We start from the raw sequence: 21,935 nt of genomic DNA, 5'->3' as shown, positions 1-21,935 counted from the left end.
CGGCTGGTTCGTTACGGATGTGTTGGCAGACATCAAACGGAGTGATCCCATGCCAGAGACTGGAACTCAAGACGCAGGCACGCGCGATCCCCGGCAGGACGCGCATCAGGACAAGTCGATCGAGCGGCGGCTGCAGCGCGATCCTTTCGATGCAGACGCCAAGGTGGATGCCGGCTCAGACGAGTCGATGGATGCCTCCGACCCGCCGGCCGCGGCTGCTCCGGGCAGCCAGGAACCCGCGCCGTCGTCCGGTTATGACGAAGCGGCGGAGCGGGCAAATCTGCAACAGTAAGCTGCTTATCCACTGATTTCATTGCGCGGCGAAGGCGTTCGTCGCAACCTGTGTTGCGTTGCAACAGGCTTTCTGGTTCGATTCTGATCGGGGCTGTGATGCAGTTAACGGCGCGTAAAGCACCGGGGCTGCATAACGGTACGGGCAAAAGGTCGGAGTAGAGAGCATGGCGAGCAAGGTCGGCCCCGCTGCGGGCGCGATGTCCCTGGTCGAGATGAAGGAGTTTGCGAGCTTCCCTGCGGGAACGCAGCGCTACATCCGCCGCGCCCTCGATATCGGCCTCGAACGCCATGATGCCGTGAAGCTCTGGTCGCGCGACGTGGTCGAGGCGGCGAGCATCAAGGCCCAGGCCAAGATGTATGAGCGGCTGGAGGAAGTCCGCGCGCTGGTGCCGGACGATAGCGGCCTGGACGCGGTCGAGCCCTTCATGATGCCGCTGGTGACGCTGTCGGCATTCGACCTGGGGCAGGGCCGGATCGAGACTTTCTCGGCCTATCGCTTCTTGTACGAGCGCCTGATCGGGCCAGGCGTGCGCCCGTGGCTGCCGAGCGCCTTCTGCGCTGCCGCCGCCCTGCCGCATCTCCATCCGGACAAGCGCCGCAAGTTGCTTCAGTCGATCAGCGAAGCCGCTGCGACCGCGCCGGGCTGGTCGAGCCGTGCCCCCGCCTTCTACCCGCAATGGGTGGACAAGGTGGAGCCGGTCGCGAACTGAGCCGTTCCCCGGCGCAGGCCGGGGCCCAGCGGCGGACATGTGGACCCCGGCCTACGCCGGGGGGCATGCGCCTTAATCGTTCCGAATGCGGCTTTCGCAGACAGGGCGCACCTCCAACGCACCCACCTGCACCTCCGTCGAACGGGAAAATACAGCGCGAGTGGCGGATGTCACAGCGCCGCTCCGTCTTACGTCTAGACAGCGTTGTCAGACACCACGGAGACCAAGAATGCTGTTTCACCTGTCGATCGAAGGCGATGATCCGAAGCGCACCGCCGAAGTGCTCGCCGAGATCTGGGGCGGGGTGGCGATGCCCTTTCCGCCGGTCGCGGAAGGGTCATGGATGGCGTTTCACGGCGCCGACAATGGCACGATGATCGAAGTCTATCCGCGCGGCACCGACCTGGCTTATGGCGAGCAGGGCGCGCTTGGGCTGCCCAAGGGGGACCGCCGCGCGAGCGCGACGCACTTCGCGATGTCGACCGACAAGACCATCGAGGAGATCTACGCCATCGCCGAGCGCGAGGGCTGGCACGCCCAATATTTCAGTCGCGCCGGCCTGTTCGGCGTGATCGAAGTGTGGATCGACGGCTGCCAGATGATCGAAGTGCTCACCCCCGAGATGGAGCGCGAATATCTCGACACCGTTACCATCCAGGGCTGGTCGCGCATGCTGGAGACCGCGGAGCCGCAAAAGCTCGCGGCGTGACGTAAACACGTCGTCATTGCGAGGAGCAAGGCGACGAAGCAATCCACGCGCACCCGACTGGATTGCTTCGCTTCGCTCGCAATGACGAAAGCAGTTCTGAGTTGACCGAACATCATGCCCGGCTCCCCTCGGGCATCCACCTCCCTCTCCCCGACCCCATGCGGAGGTGGGCCCCGCTGCCTGATCCACCCCTTTTTCAGGCGCGGGGCGATGCCGGGGGCGCGTCACCCTCGGCGTGGATCTCCGACACGCGCTGCACCTGCGGATAGGGCATGATCAGCCGTCCGTCGGGCGCTGCCGTGTAGCTGGTCTGGGTCGGGTAGGCGAAGCTGATCCCTTCCTCGGCGAAGCGCTTCAGGATCGCCATGCCGACCGTGTGCCGGCCTTCGAAGAAGGTCTCGTAATCCTCCGCGTGCACGTCGAACTCCAGATCGAAATCGATCGAACTGGCGGCGAAGTTGATGAAACCTGCGCGCACGAAGCTGTGGCCGGCCGTTTCGACGACCTCCCTGAGAATGCCCGGCAGCGCCGCCGCTTTCTCCGGCGGCAGCTGGTAAACCAAGCCCAGCACGAACTTGGCGCGGCGATGTTCCAGCCGCGTATTGTTGCGGATTTCCTTGTCGAGCAGGTTCTTGTTGGAGATGATCCGCTGCTCGCCGGTGACCGAACGGAGGCGCGTCGACTTGAGCCCGATCGCCTCGACCGTGGCGTTGGTCTGGTCATAGGCGACCGAGTCGCCGCGGCGGAACGGCCGGTCGAACAGGATCGACAGCGCCGCGAACAGGTCGGCGAAAATGCCTTGTGCGGCGAGGCCGATGGCGATGCCGCCGATGCCGAGACCGGCGACCAAGCCAGTGACGTTCACGCCCAGATTGTCGAGGATGACGACGCCCGCGAGGATGAACAGCGCGACCGTGACCAGCAGGCGGATGATGTTCATCGCGCTGCTCAGCGCCTCGTGCTCGCCCATTCGGGTGCGATGCTCGACAATGCCGAGAATGATCTCGCGCGCCCAAATGGCGACTTGGAAAACGGCGACCACGGTGAAGACGAAGTCGATCGTGTTCTCGACCAGCTCGGGCGGCTGGGAGAAGCCGTCGACCAGCTTGGCGGCCGCGACGATGATGAAGAGGTTGCCGGTCTTGTCGATGGCGCGGCCCATGATCGTGGCCCAGCCGGTACCGCTCTGATCCTGGCGGCAGAGACGCCGGCCGAGATTGCGCAGCGCGTGCAACAGGATGACGATGGCGGTGCCCGCGGCGAATCCGATCAGGATCTCCAGCCAATGCTGCTGGAACCAGAGCGCGACGCCGTCCCAGGTGTCGATGAGCTGCTGGCGTGCCGAGCGCGGGGCTGCGGCCGTGTCGGTTTCGTTGATAGCTCTTACTCCATCGATCAGGCGGCGGCGCGAAGCTCCTCGCGTGCCTCTGCCAACTGGTCGAGAAATGCAATCAGACCGCGTTCGTAACGGTCTAGATAGCGGGTGGTGCGCGGCAGGCGCATGTTCACGTCCCAAGTCGCCCCGCTCTTGGCGAGATCTATCAGCGCCGGATGAACGTAGGATTTCCGCGCGATCGACGGCGTGTTGCCGAGCTCGTCGGCGACCACCTCAAGCATCTGCTTGAGCGTGACCTTGCCGTGCGTGTCGAACAGGACGCGATAGGCGATGACGCTCGCGCCCCAGGTGCGGAAATGCTTAGCCGTGAAGTCCGCCTGCATCGCGTCCTTGATATATTGGTTGACGTCGGTGGAGGTGACCGGGTGGGTCTGGCCGTCCTGGTCGCACCAGCGAAACAGGTGCTGGCCGCCCAGGTCCTGCATCTTCTTGACGAAGCGCAGCAGCGATCGGTCGCTGATCGTCACCTTCCGCATCTTGCCGGACTTGGCGCGGAACTCGAGCTTGAGCGTGCCCGCCCTAACCGCGGCGTGGCGCTTGCGCAGCGTGGTCGCGCCGAAGCTCTTATTCTCCTGTGCATAAGCCTCGTTGCCGATGCGGACCTTGGAGAGGTCGAGCAGACGCACGACCGCGGCACAGGCCTTGTCCTTGCCCAGGCCGTTCTTCGCAAGGTCCGCCTCGACGCGGGCGCGGAGCGCGGGCAGCATCTGGCCGAAGGCGGAGCAGCGATCATATTTCGCCGCTTCCTGGGCTGCACGGAAGTCGGCGTGATAGCGATATTGCTTCCGCCCGCGCTCGTCCCAGCCGATCGCCTGGATATGGCCGTTCGGGTCCGGACAGAACCAGGCGTTGGTGTAGGCGGGCGGCAGTCCGATTTTGTTGAGCCGGTCGATTTCGTCGCGATCGGTAATCCGCGCGCCTTGGGGCGAGAAATAACCCCAGGCGCGGCCGAAGCGGCGGCGGGTGATGCCGGGCATTTCATCATCGACGAAATTCAGATGAGAGTCGCTGAGATCGGTCACGAAGTTGGAATGCGTGAGGGGGAGGGGGCGTTCCTTGGCCGACCGAGCATCGTCATCCATCGTCATCCCGAACTTGTTTCGGGATAGGGCTGACGCTTGCGTGATGGTCGACGCAGCGACGGCACGGTCGCCACCCAGCATCAGTCACGCGAAACCCTTATCCCGAAACAAGTTCGGGATGACGCCAAGGAGGGTTAATCATCCTCGATCGTCAGCGCTTCGACAACGATGCCCTTCGCCTCCGCGCGCCAGCACAGGTCCACCACGACATGGCGCGGCAGCGGCAGCTCCACTTCCTCTGCTCCGGTCAGGTCCACGCCCGGCGCGCAGAACAGGCGGTGGCGGGTGCCGGTAAAGGTGACGCTCGCCCAAGGCTCGGTCGCGGAGGTGAGAATCAGCAGGCCGGGATAGCGGGCGATTAGCGCCCGAATCAGCGCCCTATGGGGATCGGCGCGCCTCATGACTGTTCGCCGATAAAGGCGGAGATCCGTGCGCTCAGACGCGCGCCGACCTCGCGGCCGCGCCTCAGGTCATGGACCAGCCGCGGATCGCGCGCAACCGTGCGGCCGAAGGTCGTCGCCGACATGCCGCTCCTGCGAAGATATCGTTCCACTTGCCTCAAGATCATGCCTGCCCTCCCGCGACTCACCGAATAGGAATTTTCCTATCTCATAGGCCATTTCCTATTTGTCTATGCAAATTCCTATGCTAGAGAGCAGGCATGGACGGAGAGGCCCGTGCCGCGCTCGAGGCGCTAATCCAGGAGCGGCGGGAGGATTATGCCTCTCTGTCGCGGATGCTCGGCCGCAATCCGGCCTATATTCAGCAGTTCATCAAGCGCGGCGTTCCGAAGAAGCTGGATGAGGAGGACCGCCGCAAGCTCGCCCGCTATTTCGGGGTCAGCGAGGCGCTGCTCGGCGGACGGAATGCGGCGCCGGATGATCTGATCAGCGTTCCGGTGCTGGACGTGCAGGCCTCGGCCGGCCCGGGCGCCTTCGCCGATTCGGAGCGGCCCAAGGCGCGGATGCGGTTCGACCCGAGCTGGCTGCGCGGGCTGACCCTCGACCCGCGCCAGCTGTCGGTCATCCAGGTTACAGGCGATTCGATGGCGCCGACGCTGCACGATGGCGACGACATCCTGGTCGATCGCGGCGACCGGCGCTTCCGCGACGGCATCTATGTGCTGCGGCTGGACGGCGCGTTGAACGTCAAGAGATTGCTGCTGGAGCCGGGACGCAAGGTCACGATCCGCAGCGACAATCCGGTTTATCCAAGCTGGCCGTCGCTCGACCGCGGGGAGGTCAATCTGATCGGCCGCGTCGTCTGGGCGGGGCGGCGGCTGGGTTAACTGCTCCCCGGCGGAGGCCGGGGCCCAGAGTCGCGTGCTACTGGTCCCCGGCCTTCGCCGGGGAACAAGACTAGCTGCTGGCCGCGACCTTCATCGCCGCCGGCTTGCAGCGCCGGGCCTGGGCGATGCCGCGGAGGTAACCGCGCCGGGCGAGGCCAGCATCGACCGCTGCATTGTAGCGGCGCTGGGCGCCGGCGGCGCCGGTGACTTCGCGGATGACGCCCCGGAACGGAATGAAGCTGCCGACCACGCTCTTCGCGACTTTGGTGGCGTCGAGGCCGGTCTTGCGCCCCTCGCCCGAATCGAAGTCCGGGCCGAGCGCCGTGTCGAGCTCGGCGATGGCGACATTCAGCTGCGTGCAGGTGCGCGTGCCTTCACGCGAATAGGGATCTTCGGCGGCGGAAAGCAGCACCGGCGGGATCTCCCGCTTCTTCACGTTCACATCCTCAGCCGGTGTCATCACCGCTTCCTCGGCGACCTTGTCGACCGACTGGGCGGCTGCCGGACACGCCGCCATCAGCAACGCTGCGCCACAAATGATGCGCATGATCATCTCCCCTGTTGCGCGACCCTTATGAAGCCGAAACGATCAGGTGAGGAGCCGGGTTGCAACCAAGTGCGCGAATCGATATACTGACACACATGTCAGCAGAGTTCGCCCAGCCCAAGCCCGCGGAGCTGCCGGTTCCGTTCCTCGGCACCCGCCGCGACTGGAAGGCAGCGCTCGTCGCGCTGCGCAAGCTGCTCGCCAATGGCAACGACACCGTCCAGGTGTTCCGCATCATGCGCGCACTCAACGCCGATGTGGGCGCGCGCAACTATCACAAGCTGCTGGAAGCGCCGGGCGGCGGCCGCATCGCCTATCGGCGAACCGAACTCGCGCAGCTGTTCAGCGACCCGTCCTATATCGCGAGCTTCAAGCCCGGCACGGTCGGCGCCGCCTATCGCGACTTTCTCAACCGCACCGGCTATTCGGCGATGGGCCTGGCCGAAGTCGCCAACTCCGACAACATCCCGCACGAGACCGAGCATCCCTATAGCTGGTACGGCCGGAGGGAGCGCGATATTCACGACGTCTGGCATGTGCTGACCGGCTACCAGGCCGACGAGCCGGCCGGCGAAGCCTGCCTGGTCGCCTTCTCCTTTGCGCAGACCAAGGGCTGGGGTTGGGCAGCGATCGCGCTCGGCGCTTCCTTGAAGGCGAAGAAAGTCACCGGCAGCTGGCTGTTCGCCAAGGCAGTGATCGAAGGCTATCGCCGCGGCAAGCAGGCGCGGTGGCTGTCCGGCGAGGATTATGAGCAGCTGATGCACGAGCCGATCGACCAGGCGCGGCGGCGGCTGCGGCTCGGTGAGCCGGTGCTCTACCGTCAGCTCCAGACCTGGCTGGCCGAGCGGGGCTATACGGGGCTTTAGGGTTCGTCATTGCGAGCAGAGCGAAGCAATCCGGTCGAGCCTCGACGCCAATGGATTGCTTCGTCGCTACGCTCCTCGCAATGACGAACCGGGCTAGCCGGAAGGCTTGCGCACCGTGCCGGAGTAGGAGGCGATGATCGCGTCGCCCTGCTCGACCAGGCCGCGGATGAAGACCAGCCGCCGCGTGGTCCGCAGCACTTCGCTGACACAATCGAGCGGCGCGTCGAGCCGGCCCGCGCCGATGAACTGTGTCGAGAGATCGAGCGTCACCGCCGTGCCCGCCTCGATGATGCCGTGGCTGCGGCAGGTCGCGAACAGCGCCACGTCGATCCAGCCGAGCAGCGCGCCGCCGTGCACGTTGTCGCCAAGGTTGGAATGCTGGCGCTGGGGAAAGGCCCGCATCCGCACCCGCCCGTCCGGCTCCGTACGCACGATCATGTCGCCGAGCAGCGCGTTGAACCGCGTCGGATCCTTGAACCCCCAGCGCATCCAGCCGGGATTCGCCGGATCGGGCTCGTGAAGGAAGCCGGGAGAGAGGTCGGTCATTCTGGTGCTGTAGCGGGTGGGAAAATGCCGTCTAGCTCCCCGGCGAAGGCCGGGGTCCAGTCGCGCCCGAGCATGGGCCCCGGCCTGCGCCGGGGAGCAGCTAGATGAGGCTCTCGTACAGATCATCCCAGGTCGGGTTCATCTCCTCGATCCGCTTGATCTTCCAGGCGCGGCGCCACTCCTTCATCTGCAGTTCGCGCGCGCGGGCATCCTGAATGTCGGCATGGCCCTCAAACCAGACGAGGCACTTGAGACCATACTTGTTTGTGAAACCTTCGATCAGCCCTTCGCGATGCTGCCAGACGCGCTGAACGAGGTCGCTGGTTACGCCGATATACAGCGTGCCGTTCCGTTTATTCGTCATGATGTAGACGTAGCCGGGCTTCGTCATCACCAGTTCCCCGGCGAAGGCCGGGGCCCATTCTTGAACCGCCGCGGGGCCCCGGCCTGCGCCGGGGAGCAGAAGCATCAAATCGCCCGCTCGACTTCCATCTTCTTGATCTCGGCGATGGCCTTCGCCGGGTTCAGGCCCTTCGGACACACATTCGCGCAGTTCATGATCGTGTGGCAGCGGTAGAGGCGGAACGGGTCTTCCAGCTCTTCCAGCCGCTCGCCGGTTTCCTCGTCGCGGCTGTCGGCCAGCCAGCGATAGGCCTGGAGCAGGATGGCGGGGCCGAGGAACTTATCCGAGTTCCACCAATAGCTCGGGCAGCTGGTCGAGCAGCAGGCGCAGAGGATGCATTCGTAAAGGCCGTCGAGCTTGGCGCGATCGGCCGGCGTCTGCAGCCTTTCCTTGCCGGAGGGCGGTGGCGTCACCGTCTTCAGCCACGGCTGGATGGTCGCATATTGCGCGTAGAAGCGGCTGAAATCAGGGACGAGATCCTTGATCACGTCCATGTGCGGGAGGGGCGTAATCTGCACATCGCCCTTCACATCGGCGATCGCCTTGGTGCAGGCGAGCGTGTTGCGGCCGTCGATGTTCATCGAGCAGCTGCCGCAAATCCCTTCGCGGCAGGAGCGGCGGAAGGTGAGCGACGGGTCCTGCTCCGACTTGATCTTGATCAGCGCGTCCAGGATCATCGGGCCGCAGCTGTCGAGATCGACCTCGAACACGTCGTACCGCGGGTTCTCGCCCGCATCGGGATCGTAGCGGTAGATCTTGAACTTCTTGACGCGGGTGGCGCCGGGCGTGGCGGGAAAAGTCTTGCCGTTCTTGCGGATGACACTGTTCTTGGGCAGCGCGAATTCGGCCATGCTTCGTCCTTCGTTTCGGGGCGGAGATAGACGCTCACGCGGCCTAGCTCAATGCCTCGTCGGAAGCCTCATCCGGCTCCGCCACGACAGGATCGTTGCGCCACACGGCGCGCAGGGAAGCGACCCCTTTCAGCAGGAAACCCAGGCTGGAGCTGATCAGCAGCGCAAAGCCAGCGCCGGTCGCACCCTGGCTCGGCAGCAGCAGCACCATGGCGGCGATCAGCACCAGCGTCACGAACAACTGAATGCGGAAGGCAAGGCCCGCCTTGCCCGTTGCGATCAACGCCGGTTCGAAGCTGACGCCGACCAGGTCGATCACGGCCGCCGTGCCGAGCAGCAGCAGCAGAGGATACATGGGCAGGAAGGCAGGGCCGGCGACCAGGCCAAGCAGCACCTTGCCTGCGAAGAACAGGATCGCGAGCATCAGCGCGCCGCCAATCAGCGATCCGCGCACCGTGCGCTTCAGCAGCGAGCGAAGATGCTGCGGGCCGTCGCTCATCGTGCGCGAGCGGACCAGTTCCGGCAGCAGCGCTCGCGAGATGAGCTGCGACAACTGCATGCCGGCGCGGCCGAGCTGATGCGCGAGGCGGAAGCCGCCCGCTTGTGCCGCCGTGCTGAAGAAGCCGACGAGCAGCACCGGCAGCTGCTTACCGACCAAGTTGAAGGTCTGGCTTGCGTTGGTCGCGCCGGCGAAACGGATCACGCCCTCATTCTCGCGGCGCAGACGTTTCAGTGAGAGCTTGCCCTCCCGCCATGGCAGCCCGCGGATGCTCGACTGGGCGAAGGACCATACGGTCGCAGAGGCCACGAACTCGGCCGCGATCCACGCCATCAGAAAGCCTTGCACGTTCGGCGAGAAGAAAAGCGCGATCAGCACGCCGATCAACCGGACGATCGAGGTGGTGGCGTCGGCGACAGATGCTACGGCAAAGCGGTCGTGGAGTCTGAGAATGCCGACGGGAGTGGATCGAACCGCGATCAGCGAAATCAGGCAGAAGCCGAGCGCATAGGGACGCAGTTCGAGGGGCCAGCCGAGGCGGGGGCCGAGCAGGAACACGGCCGCGACCGCGAATAGCGCACCGACGATCGCCGCGGTCGCATCGAGCGTGAGCACGCCCTTCAGCAGCCTGGCGAGCGCAGGCCTGTCCCGGTCGCGCAGATGCTTCATGCCGTAGGTGACGATGATCTGCCAGGTTTGGAAGCCGACGATCGCGGTGATCGTCTGCGCCGTGCTGCTGACCAGAGCGAACTGACCGAAGCCCTCAGGCCCGAGCGTGCGCGTGATGATGCCGAGATAGACGAGGCTCAGCACCGCTGCGACGCCGCGCCCGCTCAGGATCCAGCCGAAGTTGAGGAAGGCGGACTTCAGGCTAGCCGCGCGCGGCCCTTCGACAGACATGGCCTTCGCCTATCGGAAGCGCGGCGCTTCGCCAAGGACGCTACATTGCGGCCAGGTGCCCGCCCAGCTAGTCAGCCGCCACTATGGAAAACAGGCCGACCATCGTCCCCGTGGGCGACAATCCGACGAAGCTTTGGGGGATGACCAATCGCGAGCGCATCCGGCGCCTGGCAGGCAAGCAGAGGCTGAGCTTCGAGAACGCAAGCGCCGCGACGGTGTTGCTGGTCAGCACCGACTGGGCGTTCGATCCGACGCTGCTGCGCTTCATGGCGGGCGAGAATGGCGCCGCGCTGGTGGCGGATGGCAGGATCGTGATGGCGCATGTGCCCGCCGGCGAGCGCGAAGCTGCGGTCCGGCTGATGGAGGCGGGCGAGCTGCCGGCTGGCTCTGCCCTCCGGGTGATTGACTATGGCCCCGACTTCACACTCTACAATAACGAGCTGCGCAAGCGCGAGCGGCCGTTCCTGACCCGGCTGGTGCCGGAGAATGTACGCGGCATCGAACGGGACAGCTATTTCGGCGCCTACAAGGGCGTGACTGATATCCTCACCAAATATCTTTGGCCGGAATGGGCGCTGGTGCTGACGCGCATCGCGGCGCGGATCGGCATGACGCCGAACATGGTGACGGCGATCGGTGCAGTGCTGTGCGTGCTCGCCACCTTCCTCTTCTGGGAAGGCCATTATTGGTGGGGCATGGCCGCGGGGCTCGGCTTCATGGTTCTCGATACGGTCGACGGGAAGCTTGCCCGCTGCACCATCACTTCGTCAGCAATCGGCAATGTGCTCGATCACGGCCTCGATCTCGTCCACCCGCCCTTCTGGTGGTGGGCTTGGGGCGTGGGCTTAAGCGCGTGGGGCCTCGCCTACACGCAAGCCGAGTTCGCCTGGGTGATGGCGGCGATCCTGAGCGGCTATGTGGTGCAGCGGATCATCGAAGGCATTTTCATGCGCCGCTTCGGCATGCACATCCATGTCTGGGAAAAGATCGACAGCGACTTTCGCCTGATCACCGCGCGGCGCAATCCGAACATGGTGATCCTCTTCTTCGCCACCTTGGCCGGGCGGCCGGACATCGGCTTGACGGCGGTGGCGGTCTGGACCGTGCTGTCGTGCATCTTCCACGGCGTCCGCCTCGTTCAGGCGGAGGCCGCGCAGAGGCTGGGACGCCCGGTGGAGAGCTGGCTCAGATAAGGAGGGTCCAATGAACGACACGATCCGGAAGTTCGGCCATCCCGATACTCTGGTAAGGGATTATACGCATTGGGTGGTGCTGCTCCGGCCGCAGCAGCCGACCGCCGGCTCGCTGGTGCTGGCCGCCAAGTCGGACGCGACTGCCTTCGCCGACCTGGAGCCGGGAGCCTTCGCCGAACTGGCCCAGGCGATTGCAGATATCGAGACAGCGCTGACAGCGGCGGTCTCGTACACGCGCATCAACTATCTGATGCTGATGATGGTGGACCCCCATGTGCACTTCCACATCATCCCCCGCTATAACGGCGAGCGGACGCTGGCCGGCGTGACCGTGCCGGACAAAGGCTGGCCAAAGGTGCCGGACCTGGGCTCGGCGGTGACGCTGGAGGCGGAGCAGGTCCAAGCGCTTGTGGCTGAACTCAAGGGCCTGTGGCACTAAGTATAGCTTGTTATTGCGAGCAGCGCAGCGACGAAGCGATCCAACGGCGGCGCGGGGCTCTGGATTGCTTCGCTTCGCTCGCAATGACGGGGTCAGAACCCCTCGCGCACCCATTTGTCGGCCAGCTGTTCGGCGGGGACGAGGTCGCTCGGATAATCGACTTCGCCCCAGCCCAGGCCGTGGATAGAGACGGTGCCGACCACGCCTTCCGGGGCGATGCGGTCGATGGCGCGGAGATACCAATTGGAGGTGCCGGCGGGCGTGCGCATCATGTCCTCCACCTCGCGGCGGAAGCGGGGACCGCCGTCGCGGCGAAAGGCGAGCATCCCAATCGATTCGGCGTTGGACTGCTCCGGCGTCAGCGTCTTGCCGATATGCACCAGGCGGTCGCCGTGGCGCTCGACCTTCATGTCGTCGGCGTCATAGGCGTCCTTCACGTCCACCGTGACGGTGATCGGGAAGCCATCGGCGGCGATCAGCCGGGCGACGATCTCGGGCGAGACCAGAGTGTCGCCATTCAGAATGATGAAGTCGTCACGCATCTCCTGGCGCGCGATCCAGAGGGAGCCGAGATTGTCGGCGACCTGATAGAAGGGATTGAACACCACGCGCGCTCGCACGTCAGTCGTCCGATCGAGCTCGGCCTCGACCATTTCGCTCTTGAAGCCGGTGACGACGGCGATGTCGGTGACGCCGTTCTGCCGGAGCGCCTCGATCTGCCAGCCGAGCAAGGTGCGCCCCTTAAAGTCGATCAGGCATTTGGGCCGGTCTTCGGTGAGGGGCAGCAGCCGGGAGCCCTGGCCGGCGCTGAGGATGATTGCGTGGCGGATGGTCATGGGCGGCGCGCCTAGCAAACTGGCGAACTCTCGGCCAGAATTGCCGTGGCGAGGTGCAAATCGTCCATCTTGTCGATGTCGATACAGGCCTCGGCAAAGGGCAGGGGCACGCCGCGAATGTCGAGGCCGAAGCGTTTGCCGGCGCGTGCCATCGCCTGGTCAAGCGAGAGCAGGCGGAGACCGACACCGATCGAAAGGGCAGGGCCGAGCATGCCGATGATCGCGCTTGCCCGTTTGCGCTGCTGCTCCACCTCGGCCCAGAGATCGAGCAGCGGCAGCACGGCTGCGTCCTTCACCCAAAACAGGTTCGCGCCCGAATAGGCGCCTCCACGAAACCTGAGCCAGGTGCGGCGGCTTTCGGGGAAGCGGGCGAGCAGGGTGTTGCGCTCGACGAGACCGACGGCGACGTCGACCTCGGTCGCATGGGCGAGGAAGTGCGACAGCATGTCATCGGTGACGAGCGCATTGTCGGCGGTGGTGACGAGCAGGCGGGTGGCGCCGTCTGCCAGCAAGGAGCGGATCGTCTGGGCGATGGTCGCCTCGCTGCGGCCGACAGCGGCGCCGGTGCCGGCGAGGGCCGGAGCGATCAGGTCGGGCTGCTGGGCGAGGACCCGAATCGACCCGATCTCCGCCACTTGAGACGCCGCCTCGGCGACGCGGCGCACCAGCGGTTCGCCGTGTAACGGGATCAGCGCCTTGGCTGGATAGCCGGCCTCACGGGCGAGCGGGTCGCCGCCGGGGCGCTCGCCGGCCAGGATGATCGCGGTGATGGGTTGCACGATGCGGGGCTTAGCAGCGGGGGAAGGGCTGGCAAGCGCGGGCGCTGCCGTTTAGGTCGCGGCCATGCGCCTCACCGATTGCCACAATGTCGAGGATTTCCGCCGTCTGGCGCAGCGCCGGCTGCCCGGGCCTGTCTTCCATTATATCGACGGAGCCGCCGATGACGAGGTGACCAAGGCGCGCAACACCGCCGCTTTCGACGACTGCGACCTGGTGCCGCGCGTGCTTGCCGGCGTCGAGCAGGTGGACATGAGAACGACGCTGATGGGGAAGGAGATTGCGCTGCCGCTCTTCTTCTCGCCCACGGCACTGCAGCGGCTGTTCCACTGGCAGGGTGAGCGGGCCGTGGGGGCTGCGGCCGAGAAACTCGGCACCTGGTTCGGCATCTCGAGCCTTGCGACTGTCAGCATCGAAGAGGTCGGCGCCACCGTGCGCGCGCCCAAGCTGTTCCAGCTCTATGTCCATAAGGATGAGGGGCTGAACCGGTCGATGATCGACCGGTGCAAGGCGGCCGGCTTCGATGCGATCGCGCTGACCGTGGACACGATCGTCGGCGGCAACCGCGAGCGATGCCTGCGCACCGGCTTTACCTCGCCGCCGCGGCTGACTCCGCGTTCCGCGATCAGTTTTGCCGCGCACCCGCGCTGGACGCTGGACTATCTTTTCCGCGAGCCGTTCGCGCTGCCGAACCTGCAGTCCCACGTTGCGCACGGCACCAAGGTTGCGACGTCGATCGGCGATTATTTCTCGACCATGCTCGACCAGTCGATGGATTGGAAGGCGGCGGAGCGGATCCGCGCCGATTGGGGCGGCGCCTTCTGCCTCAAGGGCGTGATGTCGGCCGAGGACGCCCGCCGCGCGGTCGATATCGGCGCAACGGCGATCATGGTCTCGAACCACGGTGGGCGGCAGCTGGACGGCAGCCGTGCGCCATTCGACCAACTCGCCGAGATCGTCGATGCGGTCGGCGACCGCATCGAAGTGATCTGCGACGGCGGGGTCAGGCGTGGCAACCATGTGCTGAAGGCGCTGTCGGTCGGCGCCAGGGCGTGTTCGGGCGGGCGCATGTATCTCTACGCGCTTGCCGCCGCCGGTCAGCCGGGCGTCGAGCGCGCCATGGGCAAGCTCAAGGACGAGATCGAGCGCGGCATGAAACTGATGGGGGCCAAGAGCCTCGCCGACCTGGGCCGCCACAACCTGCGCTGGCGCTAGAGTCCGCTCCGTCATTGCGAGGAGCATAGCGACGCGGCAATCCACCGGCTCCGCGCTACTGGATTGCTTCGCTTCGCTCGCAATGACGAGAAAAAGGGCAGTTCGTGCGACGAAAATGCTCGTCGCAGATCGCTCCGCTCCCGTCGATGCTGCAGTGCATCCAGGCGCCGGATCGGCTCGTAGCTCCCCCGCGGCCGCACCAAGCGGCGCTGAAATCAAGAACCTTCGGGGAATGAGAACATGAAGACGACCATTGCTTTTGCCCTTCTCTTCGCAAGCGCGGCAACGCCCGCCATGGCGCAGGACGATGTCTGGACCGGCCCCTATGTCGGCATCCAGCTTGGCTATAACTTCGTCGACAACAACAAGAACGAGACCGTTCAGTTCGACAAGGATCTGAACGGCAGCTTCGGCGATACGGTGACGACCGCAGCCGGCGCCAACGCCTTTGCGCCGGGCTTCTGCGGCGGCGCGGCGCTCGGCAACTCGGCGGCCGGCGGCTGCCGCGGCGACAAGGACCGCGTGTTCGGCGGCATCCATGCCGGCTACGACAAGCAGTTCGGCAATGTCGTGCTAGGCGTCGTCGCCGACTATAACCGCACCAACGTCCGCGACAGCGTCACCGCGTTCAGCTCGACGCCGGCTTCCTACACGCTGACCCGCCGGCTGAAGGATACGGCGAGCCTGCGCCTGCGCGCCGGCTATGCATTCGGCAACACTTTGGTCTACGGCACCGGCGGCGTGGCCTGGGGCAAGGTCAAGAACCGCTTCGCGACGACCAACACCGTCAACAGCTTCACTACCAACGGCAATGACGATGCCTGGGGCTATCGCCTGGGCGCCGGCATCGAGCACAAGGTGACGCCGAACATGTCGGTCGGCCTGCTCTATACCTATCAGAGCCTAGACGATGACGGCTACCGCGTCCGCGCGGGCGGCCCGGCGCCGGCCACCAACCCGTTCATCCTGACCAACGCGAACGGCACCGATTTCCGCCGCTCGGACAAGTCGTTCGGGATGCATGGCGTGGCGCTGACCGCCAGCTACCGCTTCTGACCAGACAGGCGGGGAGCCCGTTTTCCGGTCCGCAACCGGGGCTCCCTGTCTTCGTCATTGCGAGCGAAAGCAAAGCAATCCAGCGCGGACCTTGGATCTGGCTGGATTGCTTCGTCGCTTCGCTCCTCGCAACGACGAATATCTAGAGCGTCGCCACCCCTTCCAGCACCGGGACACATTGCCCGCCGACCGAGGCGCGCACATTGTCCCCCTCGCGCCAGGCGCGAGCGGCCAGGCGGCTCGGCCGGCCCATCTCCGCGCCCTGTAGAGCCTCGTAGGCGAGCTCCGGCTCGTCGGTGAGCGACAGCAGCAAGGCCGCCAATGTCGCATTGGCGCTGCCGGTCGCGGGGTCCTCCCATGTGCCGGACAGAGGCGCGAACATGCGCGCGCGGAGCGGTCCGGAAGGCGGCCGACAATAGAAGAAGATGGAAAAGCGGTCCGCATCCGAAGCGGCCTCTGCCATGCCCTGCCGGAAGCCGGCCAGGTCAGGCGCGGCGCGGGCGAGCGCGTCTTCGCTGACTTCGGCCAGCACGAACTCGACGCCGACGCTGGCGCGCACCGGAGCGTGGGTGGCGGTGAGCACATCGGCTTCGGCCAGGCTGAGCGCGCGCGCGGCCGCGGCGGGCGGCACTCCGCCGAGCAGCGACAATGGCTGCGGCGCCTCGATCTCGGCGCCGCCATCCGCGCTCAGCCGCACTTCGACCAGCCCGGCCAGTTCCTCGAACTGGAAGCGGTCCTTGCCCGGCCGCAGCTGCGCCAGCACATAGGCAGTGCCGACATTGGGGTGGCCGGCAAAGGGCATCTCGGCAGTCCGGTTGAAGATGCGCACGCGCGCGTCGTTCGCGGGATCGGCCGGCGGCAGCACGAAGCTCGTCTCGCTCAGGTTCATCTCGGCCGCGAGCGACTGCATCTCGGCATCGCTGAGGCCTTCAGCGTCGGTGAACACCGCCAGCTGGTTGCCGCCGAAGCGCGTGTCGGTAAACACGTCCACCGTCTGGAATGCGTAGCGTCGCGTCATGCCACTCCCCTCTTGCCGGTCCAGTCGACCCGGCGCGTCACATACATGACGGCGCCAAGGGCCAGGAACAGCATCACCGATCCGATCAGCAGCGAATAGGCCTCCAGACTGAGCAGGATGTAGAGCACTCCGTAGAGCGCCGCGAGCAGGCCGCCGACCCAGGCCGCGCGCCGCCAGCTCTTCAGCACCGCCGCAGAGTAGGCGGCGATCTGGCCGATGATCGCGGCGCTGGCGAGCAGATAGGCGGCGGTGAAGCCAATCACCTCGGCAAAGGCGAGCAAGAGCACGAAGAACAGCACCAGCCCGACGCCGACCAGCAGATATTCGACTGCGGCGACGGGCACGCCGCCGATCACGTCGAACATAAGGAAGGTAAGGAAGGTGAAGCCGATGAACAGGAAGCCATATTTGACGGCGCGGTTGACCTGGGAGTAGAGATCGACCGGCTGCACCAGTGTCACGCGTGCTTCATAGTCACCGGCATCGGCGGCGGGCATGCCTCGTGGCCGAATCTCGGCCGGAGCGGCTTGGGCGGGGTCACGGACGGCGACGAGGGACTTGCCGAGCGCCAGATTGCCGAGCCGGTAGGTAGCGCTGAAGCCCTGGCCGTCGACGCGGCGCGTCGCGGGCAGGAACCCGCCCTGGAAGCTCGGATGCGGCCAGGGCGACGCCACGGTCCAGCGCGTGTCGCCTGCGAGCGGAGACAGCGTCAGCCAGCCATTGCCGCGCATCGCATAGTTGAACTCCGCAACAACCGGCGCGTCGCGAAGCGCGTTGGCTTCAAACGGCGCGTAGAAGCCCGAACCGTCGGTTTCGCTCGGCCCTTTGCCGGGCTGGAGCGGGAGAGCCCTGCCGCCTATGGCAACGCGTGGCGGCGCGCCGAACAGGCCGCGCGCATCCGACAGTCCGAAACGGAGTTCGGCGCGATCGAACGCCAGCCGGTCGAGCGACACGCCATAGCGGGCGAGGTCAGCCGGAAGGGCAAACCGCGCGCGGCCCTGGACGGCGGCCTCATAGACAACCGCTTCGTAGATGGAGCGCTGGCGGCGTTCCGGCTTCAGCCTTGTGTCGATCTCCGCGACGTCTGGCGCGAGCACCAATTCGCGCCAGACATCGCTGCTGCGGGTGATCTGTCGCCCGGCTTCGGTGACGGTCTCGGTCGCCTGATCGAGATAGGGAGTGACGAGGAACGGGCCAGCCATGATCTGCGGCCCGCCCCAGCCTTCGGCGATCGAAGCCCGCGCGGTTTCCGACTGCGACTGGCGGTCGTACACGAGGAGGTAGACCGAGAAGAGCGGGATTGCGAGCAGCAGGCCAATCAGGCCGGCGAACAGGAACTTGGCGCCGGGCGAGCGTTCGCGTCGGGCAGTGGCGGGATCGTCCATCGGGTCACCTCCGTCGAGCCGTTCCATATCAGCGACGAAATGAACGAAGCCAGTCGCAAACTGTCGCGGAGTGTCGCCTCTGTTGCTCCCCGGCGCAGGCCGGGGTCCAGCGAGAACGTGGACCCCGGCCTTCGCCGGGGAACTGTTGCGGATAGCAACTTCAGGTTAGAGACAGGCGCAACCGACCATTGAAGCCGCTCCATCGGGGTTCTCACCTTATGTTCCGATTGCTTATTGTCTCTCTGCTGCTGACGACCGCTGCGACCGCTCAGACCGCGCCCGACCTTGGCACGCGCGTCAACAAGATCGAGCGGGAGTTGCGCGCGGTGCAGCGCAAGGTGTTTCCGAACGGCCAGCCGCTCGAGCCGGAAATCGTCGCGCCGGCACCCGCCCCGACGCCGGTCGCGCCCACCACGTCGCCGATCGCCGACCTGACTGCGCGGGTCGACGCGCTGGAGGCGCAGATCCGCAGCCTCACCGGTCAGACAGAGCAGAATGGCTTCAAGCTGCGCCAGCTCGAGGAGCAGGTGAAGAAGCTGACCGACGAATCCGCCGCCCGCACCGCGGCGACGCCGCCTCCCACCGTCAGCAATGAACCGACGCCCTTCGTCGATGAATCGACGACACCCGGCAGCGGCATCGAGCGGCCGTCGACCGGCGACCCGGCCGAGGACAGCTATAGCTACGGGTTCCGCCTTTGGCAGGCTAAGCGCTATGCCGAGGCGCAGGCCGAGCTGAAGCGCGTCGCGGACAAGCATCCGGAGCATCGCCGCGCCTCGTTCGCCCAGAACCTGCTCGGCCGCGCCTATCTGGACGAAGGCAAGCCGGCGCTGGCGGCAGTGGCGCTTTATGACAGCTACAAGAAGTGGCCGCAGGGTGAGCGGGCCGCTGAGAGCCTCTACTGGCTCGGCCAGGCGCTCACCCGGCTGAAAAAGCCCGCGGATGCATGCAAGGTCTATGCGCAGTTCGGCGACGATTATGGCGCCACGGCTTCCGCCAGCCTGAAGGCGCAGGTGGCTGCGGGCCGCAAACAGGCCAAGTGCGCCTGAGGTGAAGCAGGCGACCGGTCAGATCGAGGTCACGACGCCGGGCGCCGGGCTGGTCGAGATCACCGATCGGGTCGCCGCATGGGTGGCGGATCAGGACATGGAACAAGGCCTGCTCACCCTGTTCTGCCGCCACACCTCGGCCTCGCTGATCATCCAGGAGAATGCCGCGCCGGCGGTGAAGAGCGACCTTCAGCGCTATTTCGATCGGATCGCGCCGGAGGATGCCGCTGCTTACGATCATGACGACGAAGGCTTGGACGACATGCCGGCGCATATCCGCACGGTGTTGACCGGGGTGAACCTTTCCATCCCGGTTATTGGCGCGCGGCTGGCGCTCGGCACCTGGCAGGGCGTTTATCTGTTCGAGCATCGTCGGCGCCCGCACCGGCGGTCGGTCGCCCTGCATCTGATCGGCGCATGAAAAAGGCGCCGGGCAGCGCCGGCGTGCTGCTGTTCCGGCACACCGGCGATGCGCTCGACGTGCTGCTCGCGCGTCCCGGCGGCCCTTATTGGCGCAGCAAGGATGTAGGCGCCTGGCAGATCCCGAAAGGCGCGATCGAGGTCGGCGAGGCGCCCGTGGAGGCTGCGCTGCGCGAGGCAGAGGAGGAACTGGGCTTTCGTCCGCAAGGCGAGTTGCTGCCGCTGGGACAGCTTCGTCAGGCGGGCGGAAAGCTTGTGGAGGCGTTCGCGGTCGAGGCGATGTTCGATCCCGCCCAGCTGGTCAGCAACAGCTTCGAGATGGAATGGCCGCCCCGGAGCGGCCGGCGCGAGCGTTTTCCGGAGCTGGAGGAGGTCCGCTGGTTCGGGCTCGATGCGGCGCGTGCGATGATCCTGCCGAGCCAGCTGCCCTTCCTTGATCGCCTGGCGGACTTGTTCCCGCACGTCGCCGGTGACGACCGCCCCGCTTCGCTTTAGGTCCACAGGATGTTTCTTCCCGTTCTGATGTTCGCGTTGCTGCCGCCGGCAGAAGAAGAGTGGCAGACGATTACCGTCACCGCCGAGCCTGCCCAGGGGCGCGTGCTGCCGCCGCAGGTGGAGATTGGCGAAACTAGGCTGTTGGAGCGTCAGCCGCGCAATGCTGCCGAAGCGTTGGAGGGCTTGGCGGGCGTCTCCACCCGCACCAACTCGCGCGGCGAGACGATCGCACGCGTGCGTGGCAGCGAGGAGCGGCAGACCCAGGTGTTTCTGGACGGCGCGCCGCTCGCGGTGCCCTGGGACGGGCGCGTCGATCTGGGCGTGATCCCGGCCGGGCTGATCGGCGCGGTCAGCGTCACCAAGGGCGCGGTGCCGATCGAATATGGTGCCAATGCAGTGGCCGGCGCGGTCGACCTGCGCACCCGCTCGGGCGGGGAGCGCAACTTCCGCGCCTTGGCGGAGCTGGGAAGCTATGGCTTCGGCCAGGGGTCGGTAGTGGCCACGCTGCCGGTGGGCGGGCTCGACCTGACCCTGGCTGCGTGGGGTGTGACGCGAGACGCCGAGCCCGTGGCGGATCTGGACGCGCTGCCGTTCAGCCAGCCGCGGTCGAACCGGCGGCTCAACACCGATCTGGACAGCGTCACCCTGTTCGCCGCGGCGCGCTATCGGACGGAGCAGCTGACGATACGGGGCTATCTGCTGCACGTCGATGCCGAGCGGGGCATTGCCCCGGAGTCGGACCGCGACCCGGCCGTCGATGCACCGCGCTACTGGCGCTATCCGCGGATCGAGCAAACCCAGGCGGCGCTGACGACGGACCTGGACCTTGGCGGCGCGTCGGCGCGGCTGGTGCTGTGGCGGCAATGGTTCGGGCAGCGGATCGAGCAATATACCAACGCTCGCTATGCGGCCGTGCGGGCGACGCAAGAGGATGAGGATGACACGCATGGCGGGCGCCTTGTGCTCTCGGCCTCGCCCGGCCCGGTGACGCTGCGGCTGGTCGGCACGGCACAGACCAGCCGGCATGCGCAGGTCGATACCACGCTGCCTAGGGCACCGGGGCCGCGGCTCGTTTTTCGGCAGAATCTCTACACGCTCGGCGGCGAGGCGGACGCGCCTTTGTTCGGCGGCAATGCGACCTTGGGGCTCGCCTATGACCGATCGACCAATACGCGCACCGGCGACAAGCCCGGCCAGCCGGCCAAGAATGCACTGGCCCTTTCCGCCGCCTATCGGCTGACGGTGGCGGACGGCGTGACGCTTGCTCTTTCCGGAGGACGGCGCAGCCGCTTTCCCAGCGCGCGGGAGCTGTTCGGCGAGGCGTTGGGCCGCTTCCTGCCCAATGCGGACCTCGCACCCGAGCGCTCCTGGCTGGCGGATGCCGAGCTGAGCATCGTCCGGCCCCGCTTTTCGCTGACGCTAAACCCCTTCTTCATCCGCAGCACCGACACGATCGCGCAGCGCGTGATGCGGGTGAACGGCGTCAATCGTCGCCAGCGCTTCAACCTGTCTGGATCGCGCAGCTATGGCGTGGATGCGGCGGTGACGGCGCAGGTGAGCGAGGGGCTCGACTGGGAGCTGAACGCATCGCTGCTCCGCGCCCGCGCAGATGCGGGAGCGGCACCGTTCCGCCAGCTGGTGCAGCGGCCTTCCTATGACGCGATGACCGCGCTCGACTGGCAGCCGGTCGAGCGGCTGTCGCTGCGCGGCGAGTATCGGCGTGTCGGACCGGCGGTCGATCTGGCGCCGAACGGAATCAAGGCGCGGCTGAAGGCGGGCGAAGAGATCAACCTGCGCGGGCGCTGGAACCTCGTGTCGCTGTTCGCCGGCGCGCCGCTGTGGCTGACCGCCAGCATAGACAATGTGACCGACGATGTGATCACACCCCAGCTGGGGCTGCCGCTGCCTGGACGGAGCTTCCGCATCGGCTTCCAGATCGGCTAAGCCTGCCGGTACGACGA

Annotated in this window: 26 protein-coding genes; 13 read left to right on the top strand and 13 right to left on the bottom strand. The window is 66.2% G+C overall.

Annotated features, from left to right (window positions below; genetic code table 11):
- Positions 1-49: 49 nt before the first annotated feature.
- From VGT77_RS01455 to VGT77_RS01445, 3 genes are all read left to right on the top strand, one after another.
- Positions 50-292 carry a hypothetical protein gene (locus VGT77_RS01455; protein WP_327458842.1) on the top strand — a complete coding sequence of 81 codons (243 nt, stop codon included), beginning with the start codon at positions 50-52 and terminating at the stop codon, positions 290-292.
- Positions 293-458: 166 nt separating this feature from the next.
- On the top strand, positions 459-1,004 hold the full coding sequence (locus VGT77_RS01450) for a hypothetical protein (protein WP_327458840.1): 546 nt from the start codon (positions 459-461) through the stop codon (positions 1,002-1,004).
- 229 nt (positions 1,005-1,233) lie between these two features.
- Positions 1,234-1,713 (top strand): hypothetical protein, encoded by a 480-nt coding sequence (locus VGT77_RS01445; protein ID WP_327458838.1) that lies wholly within the window; start codon positions 1,234-1,236, stop codon positions 1,711-1,713.
- A 196-nt stretch (positions 1,714-1,909) separates the two neighbouring features.
- Here VGT77_RS01445 and VGT77_RS01440 read toward each other — a convergent pair whose 3' ends face one another.
- From VGT77_RS01440 to VGT77_RS01425, 4 genes are all read right to left on the bottom strand, one after another.
- Positions 1,910-3,091 carry a mechanosensitive ion channel family protein gene (locus VGT77_RS01440; RefSeq protein ID WP_414713344.1) on the bottom strand — a complete coding sequence of 394 codons (1,182 nt, stop codon included), beginning with the start codon at positions 3,089-3,091 and terminating at the stop codon, positions 1,910-1,912.
- A 17-nt stretch (positions 3,092-3,108) separates the two neighbouring features.
- Positions 3,109-4,086 carry a DNA topoisomerase IB gene (locus VGT77_RS01435; protein ID WP_327459009.1) on the bottom strand — a complete coding sequence of 326 codons (978 nt, stop codon included), beginning with the start codon at positions 4,084-4,086 and terminating at the stop codon, positions 3,109-3,111.
- Positions 4,087-4,325: 239 nt separating this feature from the next.
- A complete protein-coding gene (locus tag VGT77_RS01430) occupies positions 4,326-4,592 on the bottom strand; it encodes a hypothetical protein (RefSeq protein ID WP_327458836.1) in 267 nt (88 codons plus the stop codon).
- Positions 4,589-4,717, bottom strand: a complete 129-nt coding sequence (locus VGT77_RS01425; protein WP_327458834.1) for a hypothetical protein — start codon at positions 4,715-4,717, stop codon at positions 4,589-4,591. Before VGT77_RS01425 ends, VGT77_RS01430 begins: the two co-directional genes overlap by 4 nt.
- 135 nt (positions 4,718-4,852) lie before the next feature.
- Between VGT77_RS01425 and VGT77_RS01420 the strand changes: the two genes are divergently transcribed.
- Positions 4,853-5,479, top strand: a complete 627-nt coding sequence (locus VGT77_RS01420; protein WP_327458832.1) for a S24 family peptidase — start codon at positions 4,853-4,855, stop codon at positions 5,477-5,479.
- 70 nt (positions 5,480-5,549) lie between these two features.
- On the opposite strand, the gene VGT77_RS01415 is transcribed toward VGT77_RS01420, so the two are convergent.
- On the bottom strand, positions 5,550-6,026 hold the full coding sequence (locus VGT77_RS01415; protein WP_327458831.1) for a hypothetical protein: 477 nt from the start codon (positions 6,024-6,026) through the stop codon (positions 5,550-5,552).
- A gap of 95 nt (positions 6,027-6,121) precedes the next feature.
- Between VGT77_RS01415 and VGT77_RS01410 the strand changes: the two genes are divergently transcribed.
- Positions 6,122-6,892, top strand: a complete 771-nt coding sequence (locus VGT77_RS01410) for a Coq4 family protein (RefSeq protein WP_327458829.1) — start codon at positions 6,122-6,124, stop codon at positions 6,890-6,892.
- A gap of 93 nt (positions 6,893-6,985) precedes the next feature.
- On the opposite strand, the gene VGT77_RS01405 is transcribed toward VGT77_RS01410, so the two are convergent.
- The 4 genes from VGT77_RS01405 to VGT77_RS01390 all read right to left on the bottom strand — a co-directional run bounded on the left by VGT77_RS01405 (position 6,986) and on the right by VGT77_RS01390 (position 10,091).
- The gene (locus VGT77_RS01405) at positions 6,986-7,438 is read right to left on the bottom strand and encodes a PaaI family thioesterase (RefSeq protein ID WP_327458827.1); all 453 of its coding nucleotides are present in this window, start codon (positions 7,436-7,438) and stop codon (positions 6,986-6,988) included.
- A gap of 100 nt (positions 7,439-7,538) precedes the next feature.
- On the bottom strand, positions 7,539-7,907 hold the full coding sequence (locus tag VGT77_RS01400; protein ID WP_414713340.1) for a GIY-YIG nuclease family protein: 369 nt from the start codon (positions 7,905-7,907) through the stop codon (positions 7,539-7,541).
- On the bottom strand, positions 7,907-8,692 hold the full coding sequence (locus tag VGT77_RS01395; RefSeq protein ID WP_327458825.1) for a succinate dehydrogenase iron-sulfur subunit: 786 nt from the start codon (positions 8,690-8,692) through the stop codon (positions 7,907-7,909). Before VGT77_RS01395 ends, VGT77_RS01400 begins: the two co-directional genes overlap by 1 nt.
- A gap of 43 nt (positions 8,693-8,735) precedes the next feature.
- On the bottom strand, positions 8,736-10,091 hold the full coding sequence (locus tag VGT77_RS01390) for a lipopolysaccharide biosynthesis protein (protein WP_327458823.1): 1,356 nt from the start codon (positions 10,089-10,091) through the stop codon (positions 8,736-8,738).
- A gap of 83 nt (positions 10,092-10,174) precedes the next feature.
- On the opposite strand from VGT77_RS01390, the gene VGT77_RS01385 reads away from it, so the two are divergent.
- Both VGT77_RS01385 and VGT77_RS01380 read left to right on the top strand, forming a co-directional pair.
- The gene (locus tag VGT77_RS01385; protein ID WP_327458821.1) at positions 10,175-11,284 is read left to right on the top strand and encodes a CDP-alcohol phosphatidyltransferase family protein; all 1,110 of its coding nucleotides are present in this window, start codon (positions 10,175-10,177) and stop codon (positions 11,282-11,284) included.
- 10 nt (positions 11,285-11,294) lie between these two features.
- Entirely contained in the window at positions 11,295-11,723 is a 429-nt protein-coding gene (locus tag VGT77_RS01380) for an HIT family protein (protein WP_327458819.1), read from the top strand.
- A 92-nt stretch (positions 11,724-11,815) separates the two neighbouring features.
- Here the strand turns inward: VGT77_RS01380 and VGT77_RS01375 are convergent, their stop codons facing one another.
- Together VGT77_RS01375 and VGT77_RS01370 are read right to left on the bottom strand one after the other, a co-directional pair.
- Positions 11,816-12,559, bottom strand: coding sequence for a phosphocholine cytidylyltransferase family protein (locus tag VGT77_RS01375; RefSeq protein WP_327458817.1), 744 nt, complete (start codon positions 12,557-12,559; stop codon positions 11,816-11,818).
- 11 nt (positions 12,560-12,570) lie between these two features.
- The gene (locus VGT77_RS01370; protein WP_327458815.1) at positions 12,571-13,338 is read right to left on the bottom strand and encodes a nucleotidyltransferase family protein; all 768 of its coding nucleotides are present in this window, start codon (positions 13,336-13,338) and stop codon (positions 12,571-12,573) included.
- Between the two features lie 64 nt (positions 13,339-13,402).
- Between VGT77_RS01370 and VGT77_RS01365 the strand changes: the two genes are divergently transcribed.
- Complete coding sequence (locus VGT77_RS01365; RefSeq protein ID WP_327458813.1) at positions 13,403-14,551, top strand: alpha-hydroxy acid oxidase; 1,149 nt, start codon at positions 13,403-13,405, stop codon at positions 14,549-14,551.
- A gap of 240 nt (positions 14,552-14,791) precedes the next feature.
- Entirely contained in the window at positions 14,792-15,607 is an 816-nt protein-coding gene (locus VGT77_RS01360; RefSeq protein WP_327458811.1) for an outer membrane protein, read from the top strand.
- Between the two features lie 142 nt (positions 15,608-15,749).
- On the opposite strand, the gene VGT77_RS01355 is transcribed toward VGT77_RS01360, so the two are convergent.
- Complete coding sequence (locus VGT77_RS01355) at positions 15,750-16,625, bottom strand: PhzF family phenazine biosynthesis protein (protein ID WP_327458809.1); 876 nt, start codon at positions 16,623-16,625, stop codon at positions 15,750-15,752.
- The gene (gene creD, locus VGT77_RS01350; RefSeq protein WP_327458808.1) at positions 16,622-18,010 is read right to left on the bottom strand and encodes a cell envelope integrity protein CreD; all 1,389 of its coding nucleotides are present in this window, start codon (positions 18,008-18,010) and stop codon (positions 16,622-16,624) included. The genes VGT77_RS01355 and creD overlap by 4 nt, the downstream gene beginning before the upstream one ends.
- A 218-nt stretch (positions 18,011-18,228) precedes the next feature.
- On the opposite strand from creD, the gene VGT77_RS01345 reads away from it, so the two are divergent.
- From VGT77_RS01345 to VGT77_RS01330, 4 genes are read left to right on the top strand one after another with little or no spacing between them, the layout of a single operon-like run.
- Positions 18,229-19,059 carry a tetratricopeptide repeat protein gene (locus VGT77_RS01345; RefSeq protein ID WP_327458806.1) on the top strand — a complete coding sequence of 277 codons (831 nt, stop codon included), beginning with the start codon at positions 18,229-18,231 and terminating at the stop codon, positions 19,057-19,059.
- Position 19,060: 1 nt separating this feature from the next.
- Complete coding sequence (locus VGT77_RS01340) at positions 19,061-19,480, top strand: secondary thiamine-phosphate synthase enzyme YjbQ (protein ID WP_327458804.1); 420 nt, start codon at positions 19,061-19,063, stop codon at positions 19,478-19,480.
- On the top strand, positions 19,477-19,974 hold the full coding sequence (locus tag VGT77_RS01335; RefSeq protein WP_327458802.1) for an NUDIX domain-containing protein: 498 nt from the start codon (positions 19,477-19,479) through the stop codon (positions 19,972-19,974). Before VGT77_RS01340 ends, VGT77_RS01335 begins: the two co-directional genes overlap by 4 nt.
- Before the next feature lie 9 nt (positions 19,975-19,983).
- Positions 19,984-21,918 carry a TonB-dependent receptor plug domain-containing protein gene (locus tag VGT77_RS01330; protein ID WP_327458800.1) on the top strand — a complete coding sequence of 645 codons (1,935 nt, stop codon included), beginning with the start codon at positions 19,984-19,986 and terminating at the stop codon, positions 21,916-21,918.
- Positions 21,919-21,935: the final 17 nt, after the last annotated feature.

Origin of the sequence: Sphingomonas sp. (assembly GCF_035944535.1) — a bacterium.
GTDB lineage: Bacteria > Pseudomonadota > Alphaproteobacteria > Sphingomonadales > Sphingomonadaceae > Sphingomonas_B.
This window is presented reverse-complemented; position numbering and strand designations above follow the sequence as displayed.